The organism is Chryseobacterium sp. ISL-6 (assembly GCF_018613715.1).
GTDB classification, from domain to species: Bacteria; Bacteroidota; Bacteroidia; order Flavobacteriales; family Weeksellaceae; genus Chryseobacterium; species Chryseobacterium paludis.
Map to the genome: position 1 here is coordinate 1 of NZ_JAGGPT010000008.1, position 25,070 is coordinate 25,070.

Genomic DNA, 25,070 nt, shown 5'->3' on the forward strand with positions numbered 1-25,070 from the left:
AACCTATTTTAGGACAAGACACTGTAATGAATTGCTTACTGTTTATTTTGTACTACTTTGGACTAATAATAACCAAGGTTATCCATTAATAACAATAGAGAAAATAGTGGATGGTAATCCAAATGAAACTAGGATCAAAAAAATGCAGTCAATCATGAATCATAGTGGGATTTATTGAATAATAAAAGCTATTGGAATGGCTAGAAGAAATGGCTATTAATGAAAAATTCAAAAAAAATTCCTCTCCATTTTAACGAAAGAACAGTATAAGTGGAAAAACGTTTGAATCTTAGAATTGTGTTTTGCTGTAAAAGATAATTTATATTTTGCTGATAAATTTTACCTTAGGTTTACTGTCTACTCTTAATACACTTTGTTGATGAAATCTGCGGATGTATCGTTGGGTAATACTATCCAATGAAGCATTTCTTTCTTTTGTAGGTTTACCCAGGAAAGTCACCACTTTTGTCTTTTCTGATATGGTTAATTTTGTTTGGGTATCCATCCACTTACCAACCGCATCCGATTCGGTATATCCTTCAGGAAAGTAATGTGTGATCACACTATCAGAGAATGCTTTCCACTGTTGTGCTGTTACATCCCCGCCAGTAGGAATATTTGTTCCAAAATATAAATCAGTTCGTTGCATGGTACTACAGGAAACAAAGGCTATACTTAAAAAAGCTGCGAATATTAGTTTTTTCTGAGTTTTCATTTGGTTATATTTATTTACTAGAATTGTAGGTGTTCTATTCAACAAATATAAAATTTTTAACTAAAATAATTCGAAAATAGGGGATAAATAGATGTGAGTAACCATTTCGTATGTAATAAAACGACGGTAAAAATAAAAAGCCCTTAAATAATAGTATTTAAAGGCGTTTTATATTTATTCCTGAGTTTAGCTACTCATAAGAAATCTAAACTTATTGATATTTTTAAGGGCAATGCCCGTTCCACGAACAACGGCTCTTAAAGGGTCTTCAGCCACGCAAACAGGTAATCCTGTTTTTCTGTGTATTCTATCAGCCAATCCATTGAGAAGGGCACCCCCTCCTGCAAGATAAATTCCAGTTTTGTAAATATCCGCTGCAAGCTCAGGTGGAGTAAGAGAAAGGGTTTCCAAAACAGCATCTTCAATCCTCATAATGGACTTGTCCAATGCTTTGAAAATTTCCTTATAGTTCACCATAATTTCTTTTGGCTTACCAGTGATCAGGTCTCTTCCCTGTACAGGAATATCTTCTAAAGGATATTCAAGCTCTTCCAATGCAGAACCTATTTCGATTTTTATCCTTTCGGCAGTTCTTTCCCCAACGTACAAATTGTAGTATGATCTCAGGAAGTATGCAATATCATTTGTAAAAACATCACCAGCGATTTTTAATGATTTGTCGCAGACAATACCACCCAGTGCGACCACCGCAATTTCAGTCGTTCCACCACCTATATCAATGATCATATTCCCTTCAGGGCTTTGAACGTCAATCCCTGCTCCAATTGCCGCTGCCATTGGCTCATAGATCAATTTTACTTCCTTAGCATTTACTTTTAATGCCGAATCTTTAACCGCTCTTTTTTCAACTTCTGTAATTCCTGAAGGAATACATATTACGATTCTTAATGCCGGTTGGATAAATCTACCTCTGATTCCCGGTATTTGTTTAATGAATTCCTTGATCATATGTTCAGACGCATGAAAATCTGCAATGACACCATCTTTTAATGGACGTACTGTTTTGATATTTTCATGGGTTTTCCCCTGCATAAGTTTAGCTTGTTCTCCAACCGCAATAGGTTTTCCTGTAGTACGGTCAATAGCAACAATGGAGGGCTGATCAATAACAATCTTGTTATTATGTATGATCAAAGTGTTAGCAGTCCCAAGATCCATTGCGATCTCTTGCGTAAACATGTCAAATAGCCCCATCTTTTCATTGTTTTATTAGACTGCAAAGTACGGCTTTATGGATTGATTTAAATAGTCCGGTACTTTATAATTGAAGTTAAAGTTGTGTTAATTTGTGGTATTAAAATATTAAAAGGCCTCTAAATTCTTAAAATACTTTTACATAAGACTAACAAAACTTCTGAAGTTCATTTTAAATGTATATAAAAGCAAGGAAATCAATAATTAATTGAATTTCAATACACTCTTTTAACATAATAAAATAATTGCCTAAGTGCTTAATTAATATAATATATTTACAAAAAGAATACGTGATTATATTTATTGCGAAAAATAAATTTAAAAATGCAATTATATCCGTAAATTATTAATTAAAATGAAGATTTTATGAAAAAATTATTACTCTGTTTTTTTTTATTAACAATTACATTTGTGAATGCTCAAAATGATAATTGTTCAGGTGCAATACCATTGGTAGTAGGAACAAGCTTTGCTTCAGGAGCGGTTACCTCTTCCAATGTTGGAAGTACTATAGATGGTGCTCTTCCTTCATGTAATTCTGATGCCGTAGATAATGTATGGTTTACTGTAGTTGTTCCAGCAAGTGGAAACCTGACTATAGAAACCAGGGAAGCTGCCGGATCTTTATTTGACGATTCAGTGCTTACTGTGTACACAGGAACATGTGGTACTTTAACTGAAATTGATTGTAATGATGATACAAACGCAGATCTATTTTCGTTGATATCATTAACAGGACAAACTCCGGGAACAACTTTATATGTGAGTGTATGGAAATATGATGACACGATCGACAGTGGAACTTTTCAGATTTCAGCATATGAGCTTGTATCAACGAACAATATCTGCTCACAGGCAATGCCACTGACAATAGGAACTGATTTTGCGTCCGGTTCAATTGTTACTAATAATGGCGGAGCCACTACCGATGGAACCCTTCCTTCCTGTAACGGAGATGCGGTTGATAATACATGGTTTAGTGTAGTTGTTCCTCCAAGCGGGAATATCACTATAGAAACAAATGAAGCTTCCGGATCGCCATTTGATGATTCTGTTCTCACCGTTTACAGTGGTAGCTGTGGAACTTTAACTGAAATTGCCTGTGATGATGACAGTGGAGATAGTTTATTTTCACTAGTCTCTCTTACAGGACAAACTCCGGGATCTACACTGTATATAAGTGCCTGGAAATATGATTCAAGCATAAGTATGGGAGAATTCCAGATTTCAGCTTATGACAGTACCGTTTTATCTACTAACGAAACTACTAAAAAAGACAAGCTTAAAGTATCTCCTAATCCTTTCAGTGATTTTATCAGTATTTCTGATATATCTGATGTAAGATCAATTTCTGTTATTGATATCTCAGGAAGATTAGTCAGAAAAATTGAAAAAGTATCATCATCGATTTACTTGGGTGATTTAAAAGAAGGGGTATATTTAATTTCTTTAAAATTAAATGACGGCACTACAAAAACAATTAAAACAATAAAAAAATAATACATTTTATTTGATTGTCAGTAACAATATGTTAAGTACAAAAATGTCCGAAGAATCAATTGATTCTTCGGACATTTTTTGATGCAAGCTAAAAAAAGAGACACGAGTTTATATTGATAGAAAGTTTGTGTAATTTTAAACGATATCTTCTGGTTAATTTATAATAACAGCATCATGGACTATAAAATTTTTGCACAAAAAATAATTCTTTTAAAAGATGTAGATCTGGAATTTCGGAATCAACTTATTCAAAAAGGGCAGTTTGGGGAAGGGTATAATGAAGAAATGGAAAAACTGCATAATAAGAATGCAGAAATATTAAATGATATAGTAGATTCCATCGGCTACCCGACTATTGATAAAGTAGGTAAGGAAGCCAGTGAAGCAGCTTGGCTGATCATACAGCATTCAATTGGGAAACCCGTTTTTATGAAAAAATGTGCGGAGCTATTAAAAAAAGCAGTGGATGAAAATAAAGCAGATCCGAAAAACTTGGCTTATCTAACCGATCGGATAGCTGTGTTTGAAGGAAAGCCACAGCTTTACGGAACTCAATTTGATTGGAATGAAAATGGAGAATTAGTTCCCAATTCCTTTGATGACTTAATAAAAGTAAATCAAAGAAGGAAACTTATAGGCTTAAATACCCTGGAAGATCAGATTGTTTTAATCCAGCATCGGGTAAAAAACGAAAATCAAACACCCCCAAAAGATTTTAATCAAAGGAAAAATGATAGCGATGAATGGAAAAAGAAGGTAGGCTGGATAAAATAATATCAGATCATCTTATTTTTAAGATCCTTATATTTTGAGCGTCCTATTGGCAATGTTTCCCCGGTTTTAAGCTGCAGTCCATATCTTGTGCCGGGGTTGATCAGTATTTTTTCAGCCTGTTGGAGGTTAACGAGGTAAGACTTATGAATCCGCTCAAATCCGTCCGGAAGAAGTTGTTGCAAAAGCTCAAGTGATTTATCGTGCAGTTCCTGTTGTCCATTTCTAAGATGCAGTTCTGTATAGATACCTGCCCCTTTGATGTAAATTATTTCAGCAATATTGATCAGGCGAATCTGCCCCGATCTCTTTACCGCAAGGTATTTCATGCCATCATCTGATTTTATGGATGGACTTATAAACCGGTTCAGAGCCTGAAAAAGTCTTTCCTTATCAAAAGGTTTGGGAACAAAATCAAGAACACCATAGGTAAAAGCGGTAATTGCTTTATCGATATTGGCTGAAACAATGATCGTATGAAAAGAAGCAGCTACCATATGTTCCAACACTTCAAAACCATTGTCTCCATTGAGATTCAGGTCCAGAAGAAGTAAATCGGGAAGCTGACTGGCAACTTGATCAAGACCTTTTTGAAGAGAATCACAGATTGTAATTTGGGCAGGCTTGTTCCCAAAGAATTCAGCAGTCATACGCTGCAAACGATGGGCGATCCTAGCCTCGTCCTCAATGATCAGTATATTCATTGTTTTAAAATTTGAATAGTAGATATCCAACCGTTTTCTGTCGCATGCGAATCGAATGTCCAGTTTTGTCCATAGCTTTCAGTCAGACGTGCCCGGATATATTTAAGTCCATTACCACCTGTACGGTCTGTGAGTATCTGTCGGTTCTTTGCGATGGTCTCAAATACATATTGATGACTTTCTTTCGTTACAAAATAACGAAGCACAAATTTAACAGTATTTCCGGGTAATGGCTCACTGTGGGTAATACCATTTTCCAGCAATGTATGAATAACAGCGGGTGGTATCAGTTGAGTTTCATCTATTCCGTTTTGTTCCCATACATAATTAATCTCCTTACGAAAACCCATTACAGAAAGGTGTTGACGGCAAAGTTCCAGTTCTTTTGTTATGGGAATCAGGGTTTGCTCTGAGATTTCGTTCATAATGTCAAATTCTGCAGCGAGTGCCTGTATAAAACGAGAACCTTCTTTTGGTGATTCTTCAACCCAATCCATCATAGAAGTCAGGGTATTTCTTAAAAAGTGAGGTTGAATATTTTTTTTGAGCAGTTCCAACTGTAGCCTTGAGGAAAGTAAAACAGCATTCTGATGCTCTGCCTCCATCATGCTTGTACGGATGGAATGTAGATAAAGCATACTCAGAACAATTATGGTAAAACTAATAAACAGCCCAAAATCATAAACCACTAAATTATTGACCAGAGCACTCATTAAAAGGGCGACCATAGCGATAAATCCCCCTTTTTCCTTTTGAATAATACCATTCAATACTACAATGAAAGCAGCAACAAGCATTGCTAAACTATAAAGCCGGGCAGTCAGATCATAGTGTCCGTAATTAGACCAGTAAAGGAATATCAATGCTGTTAGCAGGGCAGCCATTAGCCATTTTCCCTTTTTAAAATTGAACTGGATGATAAAATACAATGGAACCAGTAATGCATTGGCAAAGGTCAGCCATCCAATAATCTCAAGGCGTACGAAAAATTGAGAATAGGGGATCACCACATGGAATTTAAGGTATTCCATAATCAGCAGGGCAAAAAACAGAAAACAGATGGTACCGAAGATTAGGATATCCCATTGTTTTCGCTTGCTGTTTACATAAAGAAAAAAGTAATAAACTGCTGCGATAAGAAAAGCTCCTGCCATGAGATTCATATAAGACATCGTAACCAAAGGTCTTGTCAGCAAGGAGTTGTAAGGATCAACTTTAAATCCAATGCTGCGTTGCACATGCGGAAGTGATGATTGCGAACTGCGTAGAGCAACTGTATGAAGACCAGGTGACATTAGGTGGTCCGGAATCCTGTAATAACTGCTTTCAGTACCGGGTATTTCCGGTTTGCCATTTTGTGGGATTTGACCGTTATTACCGATCAATACTCCATCCCAGTATACTTCAAAAGATCCAAAGGATTCAATCTGAAGGCCAAGCGGCAATACCTCACTTTCAACCTGACGCAGATCTAAATGAGTTCGGGACCAGAAGATTTTACCAGAGGTGTTGCCTCGCTCCTGTGACCAATTCTTGTCATTATAGTCCTTAGATGCCCAAGCTATATCATCACCTATTTTGTAAACAGGTATAGGATCTTCATTACGAATAACAGATGGGTTCAGTATGCTGAGTAAAACCAGCAAAAACATAAAATTATGCATCATGTAAATATACAAGGTAATTTGAAAAAGCTGAAGGCTGTTTGAAAGTCTGTAGAGCCGTTCAGATGTTTTTACTCAAAATGACTATGTACGGGATCTAATTTTACATCATGAAACAAATACTGCTCTTTTTTCTGATCATGTTGGCTGTTCAAAATTCCTTTGCACAGCAAGCTCAAATAACGGGTGTCATTCATGAAAACCCTTCTGTTCCTATCCAGTATGTCAATATAACACTAAAAGATAATGTGGGAAAATTAATTACGACCAGTACTTCTGATGCTAAGGGAACATTCACCATGAAAAAAATTCCGGCCGGAAGTTACCATATCACCTACAACCTGATAGGCTTTAAAACCGTCAATAAACCTATAGAAGTTAGTTCTGGTACGGTAAATATTGGAACAATAACTTTGGAGCCTGACTCAAAACTTTTAGAGGAGGTAGCATTAACCGGACAGCGCGGATCAGTCAGTTTAAAACTTGATAAGAAAGTTTTTGAAGTAGGTAAGGATGTGCTTTCTCAGTCAGGAGCAGCAACTGATTTATTGAACATTGTTCCATCAGTCAGTGTCAGTCCTACTGGTGCGATCAGCCTTCGGGGTAATGCTAATGTATTGGTATTAATCAATGGACGACGAACCGGACTAACTCAGGGGAATGCTCTGGAACAATTGCCTGCTGACCAGGTGGAGCGCGTAGAAGTAATCACCAACCCTTCTTCAAGGTTTGATGCCGGAGGTTCAGCAGGAATTATTAATATCATCCTTAAAAAAAATAAGAAAGCAGGTTTCAGTGGACAGTTAAGGGTAGTTGGTGGTATTCCCAATGAAACACGGGTTAGCCCCAGCTTGAATTATAAATCAAATAAACTCAACCTTTTTGCGACCTATGGTTTGCGATTGTCGGATTATGTAGGTCTCTATAAAACAGAACAGTCGACCGGACTTTCAGGTACTCCTGTTTATCTGAACCAACGACAGGATGAGAACCGCCATGATAATGCCAAATTACTTTATTTTGGTGCAGATTATCAGATTAATGATCACAACACGATTACTGCAGCTTTCCTTAGGAATTCTACCCATGACCATGATAAGACGCGACTGAACTATTTATATTCAGGAAAAAATGGCGCCATCGACAGTACGCTGAGCCGCAACGGTGAATCATGGGAAAAACGAAGCTATAATCAACTGGAATTTAATTATACCAAAACTTTTAACCAGACTGGTAAAAAATTTACAGTGGATATGCAATACGATTTCTGGAATAGTGATAAAGAATGGAATCTTGCAACCAATAGAGTTTCTCTTATACCCATTATTTTTCCTACGATCAGGACAGGTTCAATAGGAGGAAGCAAGGACTTTATGATTAAAACGGATATGGTACAGCCACTGGACAATACCTCAACGTTAGAGTTTGGACTGAAGTTTGAGGATAGGAGGGTAAATACTGATTTTATTGCGGAGCAGCAAAATACTGCAGGTTGGGAGATCATTGATCAGATCGACAATCATCTATTGTACAAAGAACTGATTGGGAGTGCCTATGTGCAGTTTGTGGGAAAGATGGGGAAGTTTAGTTATCAGGGCGGCGTACGTGGCGAACTGACCCGTATAGGTATTGAAGACCGTATAGGAAATTATACCAATGATAAGAATTATAGCAGGTTATTTCCAACATTAAATGTCAATTACCGCTTTGATACAGGAACGACCTTACAGGGGAGCTACAGTAAACGAATCAATAGGCCATCGCTGAACATGATCTATCCTTTCAATGAGTTAACCGACCTGAATAGTCGCTATGTTGGTAACCCGAACCTAAACCCATCTTACGCTCATGTTTTTGAATTTGCTTTCCTGAAGAACTGGAAGACGCTTACTTTTAATCCATCTCTTTATTATCAAAAAAATAATGGGGTTATTGAAGATTATACATATCGGAATGGGGATGGTTTGTTTATTACCATGCCGGTTAATATCAGTAAAGAAATACGCAGTGGTTTAGAGCTTTCGGTACTATATAACCCCATCAAATGGTTGCAGTTAAATACCGAACTTAATATATTTCATTATGATAAACAGGGAAGTTATCAAAATCAGACCTTCGACTATTCAGGAAATACACTTACGGCCCGTTTAAGTGCTCAGGTGAAACTGAAGGACAAACTTGCTTTCCAGACGTTATATAATTTCAGGGGTGCCAATGCAACTGCCCAAACTCACTCAAACGCTTTGCACAGTATTGATTTTGGGTGCAGTAAAACTTTCTTAAAAGACAAAGCAACAGTCTCCTTTGATGTAAGTAACCTGTTTGAATTAAGAAAATTATCCAGTACGACCAAAGGAGCAGATTACCTGATCAGTCAGACCAATATTCCCAATGCAGCCCGTTACCGGTTAACACTTGTTTATCGACTTAATTTAAAAGATAATCAGTCCGTTCGACAGGCTAAATCCGGTAATCGCAATTGATGGTGTCCTATATTATTTTTTAATGGAAAAAAGGAATTTTAGCATTTTAACGTAAAACCGATCCCTGCTTTAAAAATTGTATTGTGCAGAGATAGAGGCATTATTTGCTTTTTTAAATAAGTCTCAATTAAATTTTCCAGTTCTTTAATTTGTTCTTTATTTAAATTGCATTCCATGACTTTATCATCCTTTTCCATTTTTAATAATTGACCACTTCCATTGATGTGAAAGGTATAAACCCATCGTAATTTTCGACAAGGAGTACAGTCAATTGAAATTTTATGTTCTACTAAATAGGGAGTGATGCATTTTCCAGTTATACCATTGTTAATGATCGACCAATCGGCAGACTGATAAATAGTTAATTCTTGTATTTTAGAGGCCTCGTTTTTAACTGATTTTTTCGTTATATCGGATGGTAAGCGTTCATTTGATTTCTTAGTATTTTCACATCCTGATAAGATAAACAGGAGGCAAAAACTAATTAAGGCTAAGGTTATTGTTTTCATGATAAATGTTGATAATATCTAATGCAATTATAATCTAAATTTAGAAAACGATTTTTAAAAAGATTAATCTGTTATTGCACGATCTTTTTTGAGTTGGTATAACCTAAGTTAATTCGCCTTAACCATGTTATGGAAATATTTTGAGCCTGGCATCTCATATCATTTTATTATTTTTATAAAAAAACTTTATGACCGATTGCATTTTTTGTAAAATAATAAATAGTGAACTACCGGCAAGTCTCATTTATGAAGATGATCATGTCATTGCCTTCATGGATATACAACCTGTAAATCCAGGACATATATTGGTAGTACCTAAAATTCACAAAGAACTTATCGCGGAGCTGGATGAGGATCTGACTTCCAGACTGTTTAATGTAGGGGCTAAAATTAATCTGGCGATCAGAAAATCAAATATAAAATCTGAAGGTATTAATTATTTCCTGGCCGATGGGGAAGCGGCTGGCCAGGAGGTCTTCCATACGCACTTACATATTATTCCAAGGTTTCAAAATGATGGTTTTGGGCTGAAATTTCACAAAACTTATTACGAACTTCCAAAGCGGGAAGAGCTGGATGAGATTTGTGGGAACATTAAACAGTTAATGGAATAGTAACTTTATTCTGCTAATACATCAATTGTACTACAGTTTATATTTTTTTAGACTGTAATCAGGAGCTTTTTCCCGCTATCCACTCATACTCCTCGCTCCAAACCATTTCCCATTCCTGCTGCGGGGTAACCGTTTCTATCGGGGCTATAAAACAGCCGGAAGAATAAAATTTTCCAGTATTTTGGTTACCTGAGGGTGAGCATAACTTTGATTGTATGCGCTAGCTGTAATAACGATAACTAAAGGTTGGTCTTTAAAAATAAGAATATAATTCCCACCATTTCCTGCACAGTAAAATGCTTCAGCCTTTTTGTTGCCCACACTGAAACTTTTGTTCCAGAAAAAATAGCTGTAATATTCATCTTTTCTATCCGGTATTTGAATCTGTCTGGTGAGTGTTTTTAACACCCAGCTTTGAGGAATGATCTGTTTTTTATTCCACATCCCATTGTTTTTATAAAGCTGTCCATATTTAGCAAAATCCAATGCATTCATACGAATACTTCCTGCTGTATTGGGAATATTCTGTGGAGTATATTGCCATTTGTAATTTTTAATACCCAATGGATGAAAGAGCTTTTCTTCAGCAAATTTTTCTAAGCCCATTGGTACCGATTTGTTGATGATATCTCCTATAATGATGGTACCCGCTGTAAAGTAATGCCATTTATTTTTAAAGGTCTGATCATATGGTAGATTCAAAGTAAAGTCAACCCAATTACTGGTAGGATACATATTCTCTTCATTTCCGGGAGAATTTTCATCGCTATCATCGGCATCAAATCCAGATGACATGGTTATAAGCTCTTTAATAGCTGCATGATCTTTACCCTGAGGATGCTGATAGGACTGGATATTATAAAAAGCACCGAGTTCTTGATTTTCGTCTTTAATGAGGTTATTACCAATAGCAATTCCTAATAAAGTTGAGGCAAAAGATTTTCCAACAGATCTTGGATCATGCAGTGTATTTCTGTCTTCCCCGTTAAAATATTCTTCTATCTGCAGTTTACCTTCATTAATAACGATAATGCTGTTGATCTGTTTAAAAATTCCTTCATCAATAGATCCCTTCAATTCCTTTATTTTGTCTTCATTGAATTTTTTAGAGGAAATCTCAAAACCCACATAAGTCATTGGTTTATTGAGTTTAATAGGGTTGATATCAATTTTTGGATTTTGTGAAACATCTAAAGCCAATTCACCTTTTGCTAACAGAGGACTTACTTTAATTTCATTATTTATGTTGACATAAGCACGGATTTCCAAACGAAGTTTATGTTGTCCGTCCTGTAATGCTTTGTCCCCGCCATTCGCTATAAATCTGTTCCAGAAAGATTCACTCCATGTTCCCTGACCATTTGTATTATTAATTAAAGGTCTGTTGAGTACCAATGCCGTATCCTGTACTTTTTGATAAGGTGCACCGGGTGAAAGATTACTTCGATAGATTTCCTTATCATCTATCCAAAGTGTAAATTGATAATTGCCTTTTCTGAATAAGGAGTCTTTCTCTATATTCGGAGAAAGTTCAGATTTGTAGTCTGTAAGTGATTTATCAAAAAATGCAACAAAGGAAAGGTCACTTTTATTGGTTAATGTATATTTTTTGACCAGATCATTTTCCTTAATCTGATGTGAATTTTTAAAAGCTGGAAGAAATACTATTTTTCCAATGTTTTTAGAATAGAACTCATCATTATAGTCTGATTTTAGAAGTGAATTGTTTTGAGCACTTGCCTGTTTAACAAATGCAAAAAAAATGATAAATATTAAAATTGAATTTTTCACGGAGTAGATGTTATATATGGGTACAAATCTGACGAAAAAAAAGGTAGAAAAATAGAACGAGATTAACATCTTCGCCTTTTTTCTGTGATGGACTTATGCTGATCTCTATATGTAAATGATTTTAATCGAAATGAATTACATTTGTCATTACAACGAAACATCATTTTCAGCATTTAAATAAGTTGTAACAAAAGATGAAACTACCAGCAATACACGGATATATAGACCGGAGGATACTCATAAATTTCACAGCTGATCCAAAAGTTGTAGAGAAAATTATTCCTTTTCCATTCAGACCACATCTTTATAAAAATAAGGCTATCGTTGGAATCTGCCTGATCAGGCTTAAAAGTATAAAAACTTTAGGTTTGCCGGATTTCATGGGGATAGGTTCTGAAAATGGGGCACACCGGATTGCGGTAGAATGGGACGAAGATGGTGAAGTAAAGACCGGAGTTTATATTCCACGGCGAGATACTTCGTCAAAAATAAATGCACTGGTGGGTGGACGCATTTTTCCAGGTAAACACTATCATGCAAAGTTTAATGTAGAAGAAAAAAATAAAAAATATCATATTGATTTTAAGAGTTCGGATCAGTTGGAAACTTCAATCGATGCAAGAGAAACCGAAACATTCAATACCCGTTCTATATTCGGAACCTTAGAAGAGGCTTCAGGTTTTTTTGAAAAAGGAAGTCTTGGATATTCCCCCAATCAAGATAAATTTGAGGGGCTGCAACTTAATACCTACAAATGGGAAATGCAACCTCTTGATGTATTGGAAGTAAAATCAACCTTTTACGAAAATGAGCACGTTTTCCCAAAAGGTTCCATAGTATTTGATAACGCTCTATTAATGACAAATATTGAGCACACATGGAAAACGATGCCTGATAAATGATAATTTCTTTAGAATCAAATAAATTAAAGCAATATTATGTACAACGAAACATTGGTAAATCGCATACGGGAAACATTGATCGGTGAAAAGAATGTTGTTGAGAAAAAGATGTTTCAGGGTTTGAGCTTTATGGTTGATGATAAATTATGTATAGGAGTCCGTGATAACGAAATCCTATGCAGAATTGATCCTGAAAAAGCAGAACTCGAATTGGAAAAAAACTATTGCCGGCCTATGATGCATGGCGGAAAGATGATGAAAGGATACATTTTCATCAGTGAAGAGGGATACCAACACAATAGCGATTTCCATTATTATGTAAACCTTTGTCTGGAGTACAATAAAGTTGTTCAGAAGACCAAAAAGAAATAGCGGATAGTATCTTACTTCTTTTACTAAAGAGTCGTGGAAAGGACGAATAATTTTATTTTCCAATCATCATAAATTGATCCAATCTTTTAGCAAATTCCCCCTGTTTACATCCGGCAATAAAATAAACAAATCCAACTTTTGAATCCTTGTAAAATTGAAACAAAGAATTGTAGCAATTGCCGTTACTCCCACCGTGAGAATATTTTAAGCCATAGGGGGTCTCTTGAACATAAACGCCCAATCCCATATTGATTTTTAAGTTTGGATCCATATCCTCTTCATGAATTTCTACCTGTGAACCAACCATAGACTGGAAAGTACTATTTAGAATATAGCTTTCCCTGATTAATTCAATGATGAATTTAGCGTATTTTTTAGACTCCGTATATAAACTGTAAGCGGCATGTGGTTTTATATAAGGTTCATTTCTGCCTCTTTCATTATTGTCCTTTATCCCATCTGCTAAATGCTTGTTTATATAATCATTGAAGACCAGGTAAGAGTTTTTGATAGACATGGGTTTCATGACATATTTTTCAACAAGTTGATCTATGGTTTTACCCGTTAGGTGTTCTACAACAAAGGCAAGATATCCGTATCCTTCCCCTGAGTAGCCAAATTTGGTGCCTGGAGTAAAATTTATGGTCAGTTTATTATTTTCTCTCCAGTTCGGAAACCCTGTAGTATGATCAAGAACCATTCTTGCTGTAATTAATTTATAACGGTCATCATAAGCAATATCGGGATAAGGGAAATATTGGTAAAGTGGAGTGTCTAAATTAAGAATACCTTCCTTAACAAGTTGGAGGACTGTATAGGAAAACATTGGTTTAGTCATGGATGCAGCTTCAAAAATGGTATTCTCATCAATAGGTTCCTGTTTGGTATTTTTGGTTCCTATAGCTTTTGAATAGACTACTTTGTTACCTTTAATTACGGCAATTGATAATGCTGAAATCTGAAGTGAATCTACTTCTTTTCTGATAAAGGCATCCATTTCTTGGCCGGAAACATTTACCCCTCTCACGGTTTTTATCTGAGCAGATATATTTTGGGAGATAAGAGCGATGATGAATAGATTACAAATATTGAACTTTCTCATATTACTTTTAATTAGGTTAAAGTTTGAATTTTCTTATTAGTAAGACAACTACTATTGTAATTTGGTTACACGAGACTTATTTTTTGTAAATAATATCCTTCATAAGATTGTTTTATTCATTTGAAGTAGTATCTGATATTCACAAAAGTTGTCTATTTTTAACCAATCAAATTTAAACTAATATGAAAACCAAAGCTCCTTTTTATATGATATTTCTGTTCGGAATGGTAGCAAATCAACTATTTGCCCAAACAGACACTCAGTTAAAAAATGAAATTGCTAAAGTAGAATCAGGATTAATGCCTGCAGTTCGTTTTGAGGGTGAGCCTCTTTGGACTATGGAGTCTCGAATGAAATATTATAATGTTCCGGGAGTAAGTATAGCAGTTATCAAAAACTCTAAGGTGATTTGGAGCAAAGCCTACGGATTAGCAGATGTAGAATCTAAAATTCCAGTAACTACTGAGACAAGGTTTCAGGCAGCATCCATGAGTAAGCCGGTAAGTGCATACGCCGCATTAAAAGAAGTGGAGCTTGGAAAAATAAATCCAGATGCTGATGTGAATGCTTATTTGAAATCATGGAAAATTCCGGAAAATGAATTCACAAATGAGAAAAAAGTAAGTCTTAAACATATTGTCAGTCATACCGCAGGGCTTACGGTGAGTGGTTTTCCGGGATATGAAGTAGGTAAACCTGTGCCAACACTGATTCAGCTTTTGAACGGGCAAGGTCCGGCTAATACCCCAGCTATTTTTGTTGATAAAATACCAGGAAAACCATTGCGATATTCCGGTGGTGGATATTGTGTGATGCAGCAAATGCTCATTGATATTGAAGGTAAAGACTTTGCAACGATTATGAATGAAAAAGTACTTTTACCACTGGGAATGAAAAACAGCACGTTTAACCAGCCTTTACCGGAAGCTTTGGCATCGTTGGCCGCTACAGCTTACAATGAGAGCGGAGCCAGGGTTCAAGGAAGATATCATACCTATCCAGAACAGGCACCTGCCGGTTTATGGACGACCGCTGAAGATTATGCAAAATTTGTCATTGACATCCAAAATACACTAAGTGGAAAAAGCCATACTATCATTTCTCAAAAAATGGCAGAAGAGTTTACAAGTCCTTTTATCGAACCATTCGTAGGATTGGGTATTTTTCTTGCTAATAAAAACGGACAGGTTTACTTTCATCACGGTGGCTGGAATGAGGGTTTCAGCAGCGACTTTACAGGAAACACAACCAGCGGTGATGGCGTTGTTATTTTTACGAATACGAATAAGCCCGAATTTATCAATGAGCTGCTTCGATCAGTTGCAACTGTTTATCAATGGCCGAATTTTATGAATCCAGTCGATAAAATTCTACCCTTAACGGCAAGTGACTTAAATAATAATATAGGTCGTTACCGACTTGATAAATATAGTTTTTGCAAAATCTATCACGAAAAAGGAAAACTAATGGCGATCAATAATGTAGAAACTCCTAAAGAACTTATTAAAGTAGGAGAGAACACTTACGCCCTAAGGGATTGGGACTATAAAGTGACATTTGCGAAAAATCCTAAAACAGGCAAGAAAGAACTTGTGCAGATCTTACTCGACAATGCTGCTATTAGACAAAGAGGTGATCAAATGAACAAGGATGAAAAAACACCTTTAGAATTGATTCTTGAAGGGCAATTTGAGAAAGGTCTGGAGGCATATAAGAAAGCTAAAACTGAAGATCCTGCTAATGAGCAGCTTTCTGAAGGTTCTGTGAACGGAACAGGTTATGCATTGCTTGGACAAAAAGATTTCAAGAAAGCTATTGATGTATTCCGCGTAAATACCATATTGTATCCTAACAGTGATAATGTTTATGACAGTTTGGGAGAAGCCTATCTGAAAGCCGGACAAAAAGATAAAGCGAAACAGAATTATCAAAAGGTATTGGAAATTAATCCCAATAATGAAAGTGCTGCAAAAGCTCTAAAAACATTATAAAAGAAACTGCCTTCAGAAATGAGGGTAGCTTTTTTTAATATGCTCCGAAAAGCTTCTATAACAGAATTTTTTATTGCCAATTATATTTACAAACCCTGCAACCAATCAATTTCGATGATATTATTATCTTTCTTTAATCTTTCTTTTGTCAGTTTTTCGACCTCACGTACAACTTCGGTTCCTGTACGGAAATTTCCGGAGCTATCTTTCTGGTCTATTATTTTTCCCTGCATATAGAGCTGTCTTGTACTTGCTGCAGGATCTTTTCGATAGTTGGTAAATAATTCTATGAATTTCTCCTGAGTTAAAGAAATTACTTTTGCCTGAGGATTTAATTCCGGATATTGCAAGTCACTGTTGATATTCTTTACCCCCACCAATTCAAACGCATGACTATGAGTGTTATCTTCGATTTTTATAATAAGTCCTGGTAAACCTTTAAATTTGTAAGGGCCATCCTGAATTGTAATATCAGAAGAAAACCAGGCAGTCCATTGTCTGCCTCCAAAATTTGTAATTGCTTTTTGAGTATTATATTCACCTATTTTCTGCTTATCCGGAAAAATTTTCCACTCCATTTTTCGATCGTCTTCCACTTTTATTTTTCCAAGACCATAATCTGTAGTTTTAAAAAATACTTTATCAGGATAGTTTTTTTCAATACGGTATAAAAGGTCTGCATTTGGTATGTAAAATTGCCCCTTCTTAGCTTGAGCAATGGAGGTTGAATCTTCAACATTCTTACGGTGGCTATAGAACGAAGATTTGGCATTGGTAATATCTAAAAACATCAGTTCTTTGACCACATTAGACCTATTGGTAGAGTCAGGAACGTATTTATATTGATATATGAACCTTTTATTTTGACCATGTATCATCTGAACGAAAAGAAAGAAAACTAAAAATAAATTTTTCATAATACATTGTTGTGGTTATTTGTAAATATAGATATTAAATCAAATAAGTGGGCAATGTTTTTAAGCTAATCAGCTCGTAATACAGAATTACCGAACTTCTGATGTAATGGAATCATCGACATAGTTGTTTTTATTAGTAAACAAATTAATGCTAAAGAGCACCTGAGAATTTCTAATATGCCGCATTTAACAACAACCTAAATTTTTTATGTTCAAAATTGAAACATAAAAACTCAAATTACCAATCCATATTAATACTTTAGCCATAAAATAACTTCATAAAAAATGTATCAATAATGCAAAAAATTATACTTGCTTTGTTCGTCTTTCTTGCTTCGCAAATCGTGTCAGCACAAACCTTCGATGACAGTTCATGCTGGGAATATTTTAAATTGACCGCAGACTTGAAACAGGATAAGCCTCTGGACAAAAAAACATGGGATCAATTTTTAAAAAATGAAGCCATACAAGTTTATCTGAACGATCAGGGAGTTGACAGCACCTACACGGAGAGTTACAGAAGATCAATGGAAATTGTATATATGCCAAAAAACAGTGCGATTTTACAGGAAAAACTAAAAAAGCCGATGAGCAATTGGTGGATTTATAACATCAATGAGTGTAAGGTAAACGAAGATCAGATGAAAAAATACCTTACAGATATCAAAAAAGATTCTAAAGGTTATTTTGATACTTGTTATCAGTATACCTATAATATGCTTCCCAAGAAATATCAGAAAAAAGCACCCAATTATAAAGTGACAATTATTCCGATACATAATGACGCCCATGTTGAGAACGGATGGATCATATATACACTTATTTCAGCATACTTTCACGATGCCAACAAAATGGGGGCAATGGGAGGTCATGAGTTTCATCATTTGCTTAGGCCCCAACTTGTATTTAAAACTGATGATCAGGATGCAGTCATTATCAGTCTGCTTCAAAAAATACTAAACGAAGGAAGTGCTGATTTAACAGATAAAATTTATGAAGGGAAAGATGCAATAAAGCTATTGGAATATCAGAGAGGAACTGGTCCAGAATTCATAGCAGATGGAGCGAAAGTGATTAAAAATATTGATTCTCTATTATCTGTAAAACAATTAGACCGATCCAAGCTAAAAATGAATAAGCTGATCAATAATGGCAACAGGAATGGTCATATCCCGGGATTTTATATGTCTAACATTATAGATAAGGGTGGATATAAAAAAGAATTGATCAAGTATATCGATGACCCTTTTCAATTTGTATATCTATATGATAAAGCGTCGAGAAAAGTTAAGGATGCTTATATTCTGTCATCGACCACGATGGATCTTATTCATGAATTAGATAAAAAGTACAGACCTAAAGCTACTATTGAGCAACAGCAATTGAACAATTAAAAATTAAAAAGGACAAATCATTGATTTGTCCTTTTTCTTTTATATACAGCAGATCAACCGGATTGAACAGGCTTAACGTATTGAAATTCAATATTGTGACTGGTTTGTGGCTAAGGAGTAGAAAAGGGCTTCAGAGATTGCTTCGTTCCTCGCAATGACAATGATGAAGAGTAGTAATAGTTAATAGATAAGATCGAGCAGAGTAAAAGGCTAAGTTTCAAACTTTGTTGACAACCATTAACCGACCTAGGAAGCTGCAGTGTTAAAAAAATAAGTTCTGTGAACGTTAAAAACATTCTACTGTCCGAAGCGTGACACCAATCTCGAATCGAAGAACTCAAGATCGAATTCGCGCAAGTTTAGAATTTTTAGTGAGCAGAACTTATTTTTAGCGGAAGCTTCCAGTCTTGAACTTTTGGTCCATTTTGCTTCAAGGCAAAAGGACATAAAAAAATATTTATTAAGACTGCTTCGTACCTCGCAATGACCGTAAGTTGTTTTTAGGACTACTTGATGTCGCATTCTTTTCTTCCGGCAGAATAAAAAGCATAACCCCTACAAAAACCACACAAATTAAAATAGCAATGATACCTGCTTTATAAGCTTCCTGCCAGCTTTCCTGCGAAAAATAGAAGAATATCCCTCCAATAATACTGACTCCTAAGGCTGAGGCGGTTTGTTGAAAAGTTGAGTAGATTCCTGCTGCAGCTCCGGCATGTTCTGCAGGTACACTTTTAAGTACAATGTTTAATAACGATGGTAAGACCAATCCGTTTCCCAGTCCCCAAATCCCCATGAGTGCAATGATGAGCCAGCTATCTACTCCAGGTTTCCATAATTGAATCTGAAGAAAAAAGCTCATGGCTAAAATGACAACTCCAACTTGTAGAACGCGTTTTCCGAATCGGACGATTAGTTTTGAAGCTATAATGGAGGAGAAAATAAATAAAATTCCAGGGAAAATAAAATATAGTCCACTGTGAAGTGCAGATACTTTAAGTCCATTTTGCAGATATACAGCGCTGAGAAGCAAATAGGAAGTGTGTAGCATAAAATGAAATAATACGGCAATTAATCCAATATTAAAATCCTTGATTTCAAATAACCGGACATCAATAAGAGGAACTTTATTAGTTGTTAATTTCTTTTTTTGATTATAAATAAAATAAATGAACAACACAAATGATAAAATAATCAGTGCAATACTCCATAATGGCCATCCTGCTTCACGACCTTGAGTTAAAGGATAAATCAGACAAACTAAAGCCAGGGTTAAAATAAGCACGCCTTCATAGTCAAACTTACTTCCTTGGTTGCTTTTAGTTTCAGTTACATAACGATGCGTTGCCCATAGAGTTACGATGCCAATGGGAAGGTTGATGAAGAAAATCAATCGCCATCCCGCAATGATCCAATGTGTATCCGATAAATAGCCACCTAAAACCTGTCCGATAATGGCAGCGAGTCCTAACGTTATACCGAATAAACCAACTGCTTTGGCTCTTTCCTTTTTTTCTGTGAAAAGTATTTGAATGAACGCAATGGTTTGTGGAACCATAAATGAAGCACTGAGCCCCTGAAGGAATCTGGTAATGTTGAGTTGCAGCGGGGTCATTGATAGGCCGCACAGACAGGAGGCGATGGTAAAAGCAAGCATTCCCCAGAAAAATACTTTTTTGCGTCCGAAATGATCTCCAGCTCTGCCTCCGGTAATCAGGAAAGCGGCATAGCCCAATAGATATCCGGCTATGACAAGCTGAACTTCTGCATCCGTAGCATGGACTCCTGTTTTAATTGATGGAATAGCGATATTAATGATGAATACGTCTATTACAGAAAGTAACGGTGCGGACAGGACGATGATAAGTTCCAGCCATTTATTTTTTATGTCGTTCATTTAGATTAGTTTTTGAATGATTTTTTTTGCAGATTGGAGGTCTTCTGCCTGTTTAAATATGGAGGCTGCGACGATTCCACCTTCAGTCATCAGAAAGATCATTTCGGTGAGTTCCTGATCGGTCAGTAGTTTTTTGTGATCAGAATTGATGACCAGCTTTTCTATAATCTCTTTAAAATGCTTTTTAGCATTTTGTATCTCAGCCAAAACCCGCTCATTGCTGTCTCCAGCTTCGTTGTTTGCTTTAACAAAGGCACATCCCCGGTATTCCCTGTATAATTGTCGCTCTGTCATATGATCAAAAATGGCTAAAAGCTTTTGTTTGGGATCCGATTCTTTATTAATTCTAATTTCCAGGCGATTAAGCCAATCTTTATGAAAACGCTGCATATAAGCCAGTAATAAATCAGCTTTAGAGTCAAAATGTTTATATAGAGAGGCTTTAGCAATATCAGCCTCTGCAATTACCTGGTTTATACCTGTTATATTATAGCCTTGTTTATAAAAAAGCCTTTCGGCGGTATCTATGATTTTGTCAGTTACAGTCTGACCTCTTTGTTTTTTCATGATGCAAAGTTAATCATTAAATATACAAGTCGGTCTATTTAATGAAAATATTTTTTTTAAGCTGTCATTGCGAGGTACGAAGCAATCTCTTCAATTCTTCTACAAATAGGTCTTTAATTAATACTCAAGCAGATCAAGTCGGTTGAGTAAATTAATAAGTTAAGATTCGAAACGGTGTTGATAGTCATTAATCGACCTAGGAAGCTGTAGCGAAAAAAAAATAATTTCTGTAAACGTTAAAAAAATTCTACTGTCCGAAGCGCGACACCATTGTCGAATCGAAGAACTCAAGATCAAATCCGCGCAAGTTTAGATTTTTAGTGAACAGACCTTATTTTTAGCGAAAGCTTCCAGTCTTGAACTTTTGGTCCATTTTGCTTCAAGGCAAAAGGACATAAAAAAATAAGAAAATATTTATTGAGATTGCTTCGTACCGTCGCAATGACGGTGGGGTTTGTCTCTCGCAGATTACGTAGATTTAAAATGACAAAAATTTAAAAATTGAAGAGAATCATTAATCGACCTAGGAAGCTGTAGCGTTAAAAAATAATTTCTGTGAACGTTAAAAAAATTCTACTGTCTGAAGCGGGACAAGAATGTTGAATCGAAGAACTCAAGATCGAATTCGCGCAAGTTTAGAATTTTTAGTGAACAGAACTTATTTTTAGCGAAAGCTTCCAGTCTTGAACTTTTGGTCCATTTTGCTTCAAGGCAAAAGGACATAAAAAAATAAGAAAATATTTATTGAGATTGCTTCGTACCTCGCAATGACGGTGGGGTTTGTCTCTCGCAGATTACGTAGATTTAAAATGGCAAAAATTTAAAAATTGAAGAGAATCATTAATCGACCTAGGAAGCTGTAGCGTTAAAAAAATAATTTCTGTGAACGTTAAAAAAATTCTACTGTCTGAAGCGCGACAAGAATGTTGAATCGAAGAACTCAAGATCGAATTCGCGCAAGTTTAGAATTTTTAGTGAACAGACCTTATTTTTAGCGAAAGCTTCCAGTCTTGAACTTTTGGTCCATTTTGCTTCAAGGCAAAAGGACATAAAAAAATAAGAAAATATTTATTGAGATTGTTTCGTTCTTCGCAACAACATAGAACGTTTTTATCAATTGATAAATGAATCCAGAACCATAACCCTTAGTTTTGTATAAAAAAGATGTCTGGAGAAAAAGATTTGAAAACATTGTTGCAAAATATGAAACCTGTATTGAATTCAGGGGAATATGTTTTCTGCAAAGTAGAAAGCTTGAGCGAAATCCCGGATTTGGAAAAGCTCCTGTTTTTCTTTCGTGAAACGGAAGCTGTTACAGTAGTTTTAGAAACATCAGTTGCGGATGAATGGGAGTTAGAATACAGTTATATTTCATCATGGATTACTCTTAATGTCCATTCTTCACTGGAAGCTGTAGGATTGACGGCTGCTTTTGCCAATACATTGAAGCATGAAAATATAAGCTGTAATGTCGTGGCAGCCTATTATCACGATCATATTTTTGTAGCTAAAGAAGATGCTGAAAAGGCAATGTCAGCTTTAGTAATGCTAAGTAGGTAAAGTTATTTATCTTTGATCATTGATTTCATCTTTTAATAAATCAAGTCCATACTAAGCACATGAAATATGAAAAATCAATATTACAACAGGCTCAAAGAGTTTCTTGAGAAAAATGAATATCACATATCTATGGTCATTATGATCATTGTTATATTTGTTTTTATCATCGCTTTTTTTGTTATAGAACCTGGATCTGGTTATACTGGACCTTGATTTTAATTCTAAATTATTGATAAAATTAGAGATGAAGGCAAAGGTTTTAACTTCACCTACTATTCAATATTTTGATGGGTCTAAAAATTATCACTTATTTACCATTCATTTTTATTTACCGTCTAAAATGTTTTCGATAGCTTCAGCGATCTCATATACATTTCCTTGTTTTTGATTGGATAAAATGATGATCGTTCTGCCTTTTTTTGTGTTGGTCTGTAAAAGGGCCTGATAATGTATGGCACTGCCATCATGTATATGGCTGATTACCTTGTCAGCTTCCATACTTCCATTCCCCAAACCAGCTTGTTGATCAGGGCCAAAATGTATAATTATTTCGCGGGTTGAAGCCGGGTTGATTAAACAAAAGTTGTCTATGCATTGTGCCCATTTGTAAAAATCGTCCAGGTTTAGGCAAGTCCATCCGGAAATGGGAACTTCCAATCCGTCCTGTTTAAAATTATTGTCAAATGATCTGGCCATTAATGGATCTTTATCCGTTGGATCTACTAATCCATTGTTAATGCCTACTTTATTAAGAATGTTTTGTAAAACAAATTTATTAAAAGGTATTCCTGTTACTTTTTCGATAATCCTTCGGCGCAAAAAGGTATTGTTATTATTATAAGCATAATTAGTTCCAGGCTCGAAATCAAGTTTTTGAAGAGATTCTAAATCTTTCCAATGGTCTGCATCGCTATGTACTGTTTTCCAGTTTATATCTGGTAATCCGCTTGTATATTGAAGTAAATTTTTGATACTGATGCGATCAGCCCATGAAGGTAGGTTGGGGAAAAATTTAGATACCTTGTCATTAATGTTCAATTTACCTTGCTCCTGAAGCATCATCATTCCAACTGCATCGAATTCTTTCGCAATAGATCCGATATGAAAACGATATTCTGTGGTCAGTAGATTTTTTTTAGATGCATCTGCATAACCGATTGCTTTTTTTACGATTATTTTACCATGATCAGCTATTAATATATTTCCATTGAAAAGACCTGACTGGTGTGTTTTATCTAAATAGGCATTGATGAGTGTGGCTTTATTTTTTTGAGCGAATGTTTGGATTCCCAATAGAAATAGAGTAATAAAAAGAAGTAGACTTCTATTATAAGACATAGTTATGATTTTTTTTTAAAGATACAGTATAATTTCATTTGCTCTATAATTTCAAAGTAAAGTAGCTAAATATCAATATATCTGGACGGAAAAAAAGTAATTAGTTAAACAATTCCCTAAACGCCAGGGGAGTCGTACTCGTCATTTTCTTAAAAAATTTACTGAAGGACTGTGGATGCTCAAAGCCCAGTTCGTAAGCTATTTCACTCACGCTATTGCTGGTTGTGCTTAATTTTTCTTTAGCTTTTTCAATTAATTTCTGATGAATAAAATGCTGGGTACTTTGTCCCGTAAGGTTTTGAAGAAGGGTCCTTAAATATCCAGGTGAAATATTAAGCTGTTCGGAAATATATTGAACTGTGGGAATCCCATTATTAACAATAAGATCGCTGTTCAGATATTGATTAAGGATCATCTCTAGACGTTCAAGGATCTCATGATGTGCTTTATCACGGGTGATAAACTGACGTTGATAAAAACGATTCGAATAATTGAAAAGTGTTTCCAGTAAAGAAGCCATAATATCACTGCTGAATTTATCCGTATTGGTATTGTATTCCTGTCGGATATTTTCAATCAATTGCACAAGGATCTGTTCCTCATCATCGGAAAGAAATAGGGCTTCATGGAGGGAATAATCAAAGAATTCATATTGGGAGATCGTTTTAGCAAGGTTTTTATTCCATAAAAAATCTGGATGTATCAAGAGCATCCAGCCTGATGGAGGCTGTGAGTTTTCTTCTGTTTCAATACGTAAGACCTGATTGGGTGCGATAAAGAAAAGAATCCCTTCGTCAAAATCATAATCCTTCTGACCGTATTTGTATTTATGATTCATATTTCTTTTCACAGACAATGAATAAAAATCGAATATCAGGCTTTCATCTCCTATTTGGGGACGGTTTTGCATTTCGGAAAAATTAACAACACTGATAAGAGGATGCTTAGGTTTGGGTAAGCCTCGAAGGTTGTGAAATTCTGAAATGGTTTTAATTCTGATGGGTTCCTTTGATGCCATAATTTTCTGATAAAAGAGAAAAATAGGCAGGCTGAGGTCTGCCTAT

At 35.5% G+C, this 25,070-nt stretch carries 21 protein-coding genes; 9 read left to right on the forward strand and 12 right to left on the reverse strand.

Annotated elements, in window-relative coordinates:
- Nucleotides 1-319 precede the first annotated feature (319 nt).
- Complete coding sequence (locus J7E44_RS17460) at nucleotides 320-715, reverse strand: DUF3574 domain-containing protein (RefSeq protein ID WP_214831703.1); 396 nt, start codon at nucleotides 713-715, stop codon at nucleotides 320-322.
- 186 nt (nucleotides 716-901) lie between these two features.
- On the reverse strand, nucleotides 902-1,930 hold the full coding sequence (locus J7E44_RS17465) for a rod shape-determining protein (protein ID WP_214831704.1): 1,029 nt from the start codon (nucleotides 1,928-1,930) through the stop codon (nucleotides 902-904).
- Nucleotides 1,931-2,296: 366 nt separating this feature from the next.
- Here J7E44_RS17465 and J7E44_RS17470 point away from each other — a divergent pair, with 366 nt between their 5' ends.
- The gene (locus J7E44_RS17470) at nucleotides 2,297-3,430 is read left to right on the forward strand and encodes a T9SS type A sorting domain-containing protein (RefSeq protein WP_214831705.1); all 1,134 of its coding nucleotides are present in this window, start codon (nucleotides 2,297-2,299) and stop codon (nucleotides 3,428-3,430) included.
- A 174-nt stretch (nucleotides 3,431-3,604) separates the two neighbouring features.
- Entirely contained in the window at nucleotides 3,605-4,204 is a 600-nt protein-coding gene (locus tag J7E44_RS17475; RefSeq protein WP_214831706.1) for a DUF6624 domain-containing protein, read from the forward strand.
- A 2-nt stretch (nucleotides 4,205-4,206) separates the two neighbouring features.
- Here the strand turns inward: J7E44_RS17475 and J7E44_RS17480 are convergent, their stop codons facing one another.
- Nucleotides 4,207-4,905 (reverse strand): LytR/AlgR family response regulator transcription factor, encoded by a 699-nt coding sequence (locus tag J7E44_RS17480; protein WP_214831707.1) that lies wholly within the window; start codon nucleotides 4,903-4,905, stop codon nucleotides 4,207-4,209.
- Complete coding sequence (locus J7E44_RS17485; protein ID WP_251040617.1) at nucleotides 4,902-6,557, reverse strand: histidine kinase; 1,656 nt, start codon at nucleotides 6,555-6,557, stop codon at nucleotides 4,902-4,904. Before J7E44_RS17485 ends, J7E44_RS17480 begins: the two co-directional genes overlap by 4 nt.
- Nucleotides 6,558-6,679: 122 nt before the next feature.
- Between J7E44_RS17485 and J7E44_RS17490 the strand changes: the two genes are divergently transcribed.
- Nucleotides 6,680-9,052: a TonB-dependent receptor gene (locus tag J7E44_RS17490; RefSeq protein ID WP_214831709.1), complete on the forward strand. Its 2,373-nt coding sequence runs from the start codon at nucleotides 6,680-6,682 to the stop codon at nucleotides 9,050-9,052.
- 38 nt (nucleotides 9,053-9,090) lie between these two features.
- On the opposite strand, the gene J7E44_RS17495 is transcribed toward J7E44_RS17490, so the two are convergent.
- Nucleotides 9,091-9,561 (reverse strand): hypothetical protein, encoded by a 471-nt coding sequence (locus J7E44_RS17495; protein ID WP_214831710.1) that lies wholly within the window; start codon nucleotides 9,559-9,561, stop codon nucleotides 9,091-9,093.
- Between the two features lie 188 nt (nucleotides 9,562-9,749).
- On the opposite strand from J7E44_RS17495, the gene J7E44_RS17500 reads away from it, so the two are divergent.
- Complete coding sequence (locus J7E44_RS17500) at nucleotides 9,750-10,175, forward strand: HIT family protein (RefSeq protein WP_214831711.1); 426 nt, start codon at nucleotides 9,750-9,752, stop codon at nucleotides 10,173-10,175.
- A gap of 144 nt (nucleotides 10,176-10,319) precedes the next feature.
- Here J7E44_RS17500 and J7E44_RS24305 read toward each other — a convergent pair whose 3' ends face one another.
- Nucleotides 10,320-11,966, reverse strand: a complete 1,647-nt coding sequence (locus tag J7E44_RS24305) for a serine hydrolase domain-containing protein (RefSeq protein WP_214831712.1) — start codon at nucleotides 11,964-11,966, stop codon at nucleotides 10,320-10,322.
- A 194-nt stretch (nucleotides 11,967-12,160) separates the two neighbouring features.
- On the opposite strand from J7E44_RS24305, the gene J7E44_RS17510 reads away from it, so the two are divergent.
- Nucleotides 12,161-12,868: a DUF2071 domain-containing protein gene (locus J7E44_RS17510; RefSeq protein WP_214831713.1), complete on the forward strand. Its 708-nt coding sequence runs from the start codon at nucleotides 12,161-12,163 to the stop codon at nucleotides 12,866-12,868.
- 36 nt (nucleotides 12,869-12,904) lie between these two features.
- Entirely contained in the window at nucleotides 12,905-13,240 is a 336-nt protein-coding gene (locus tag J7E44_RS17515; RefSeq protein ID WP_214831714.1) for a TfoX/Sxy family protein, read from the forward strand.
- Nucleotides 13,241-13,292: 52 nt separating this feature from the next.
- Here the strand turns inward: J7E44_RS17515 and J7E44_RS17520 are convergent, their stop codons facing one another.
- Nucleotides 13,293-14,342 (reverse strand): serine hydrolase domain-containing protein, encoded by a 1,050-nt coding sequence (locus J7E44_RS17520; RefSeq protein WP_214831715.1) that lies wholly within the window; start codon nucleotides 14,340-14,342, stop codon nucleotides 13,293-13,295.
- 182 nt (nucleotides 14,343-14,524) lie between these two features.
- On the opposite strand from J7E44_RS17520, the gene J7E44_RS17525 reads away from it, so the two are divergent.
- The gene (locus tag J7E44_RS17525) at nucleotides 14,525-16,333 is read left to right on the forward strand and encodes a serine hydrolase (RefSeq protein WP_214831716.1); all 1,809 of its coding nucleotides are present in this window, start codon (nucleotides 14,525-14,527) and stop codon (nucleotides 16,331-16,333) included.
- Nucleotides 16,334-16,419: 86 nt separating this feature from the next.
- Here J7E44_RS17525 and J7E44_RS17530 read toward each other — a convergent pair whose 3' ends face one another.
- Entirely contained in the window at nucleotides 16,420-17,250 is an 831-nt protein-coding gene (locus J7E44_RS17530) for a GLPGLI family protein (RefSeq protein ID WP_214831717.1), read from the reverse strand.
- Nucleotides 17,251-17,546: 296 nt separating this feature from the next.
- Between J7E44_RS17530 and J7E44_RS17535 the strand changes: the two genes are divergently transcribed.
- Nucleotides 17,547-18,644: a DUF5700 domain-containing putative Zn-dependent protease gene (locus J7E44_RS17535; protein WP_214831718.1), complete on the forward strand. Its 1,098-nt coding sequence runs from the start codon at nucleotides 17,547-17,549 to the stop codon at nucleotides 18,642-18,644.
- Between the two features lie 460 nt (nucleotides 18,645-19,104).
- Here the strand turns inward: J7E44_RS17535 and J7E44_RS17540 are convergent, their stop codons facing one another.
- Both J7E44_RS17540 and J7E44_RS17545 read right to left on the reverse strand, forming a co-directional pair.
- Complete coding sequence (locus tag J7E44_RS17540) at nucleotides 19,105-20,541, reverse strand: MFS transporter (RefSeq protein ID WP_214831719.1); 1,437 nt, start codon at nucleotides 20,539-20,541, stop codon at nucleotides 19,105-19,107.
- Nucleotides 20,542-21,108 (reverse strand): TetR/AcrR family transcriptional regulator, encoded by a 567-nt coding sequence (locus tag J7E44_RS17545; RefSeq protein ID WP_214831720.1) that lies wholly within the window; start codon nucleotides 21,106-21,108, stop codon nucleotides 20,542-20,544.
- 1,164 nt (nucleotides 21,109-22,272) lie between these two features.
- On the opposite strand from J7E44_RS17545, the gene J7E44_RS17550 reads away from it, so the two are divergent.
- Nucleotides 22,273-22,668 carry an ACT domain-containing protein gene (locus J7E44_RS17550; RefSeq protein ID WP_214831721.1) on the forward strand — a complete coding sequence of 132 codons (396 nt, stop codon included), beginning with the start codon at nucleotides 22,273-22,275 and terminating at the stop codon, nucleotides 22,666-22,668.
- Nucleotides 22,669-22,992: 324 nt separating this feature from the next.
- Here the strand turns inward: J7E44_RS17550 and J7E44_RS17555 are convergent, their stop codons facing one another.
- Both J7E44_RS17555 and J7E44_RS17560 read right to left on the reverse strand, forming a co-directional pair.
- Entirely contained in the window at nucleotides 22,993-24,006 is a 1,014-nt protein-coding gene (locus J7E44_RS17555; RefSeq protein WP_214831722.1) for a serine hydrolase domain-containing protein, read from the reverse strand.
- 100 nt (nucleotides 24,007-24,106) lie between these two features.
- Nucleotides 24,107-25,024, reverse strand: a complete 918-nt coding sequence (locus tag J7E44_RS17560) for a helix-turn-helix domain-containing protein (RefSeq protein ID WP_214831723.1) — start codon at nucleotides 25,022-25,024, stop codon at nucleotides 24,107-24,109.
- Between the last annotated feature and the right edge of the window lie 46 nt (nucleotides 25,025-25,070).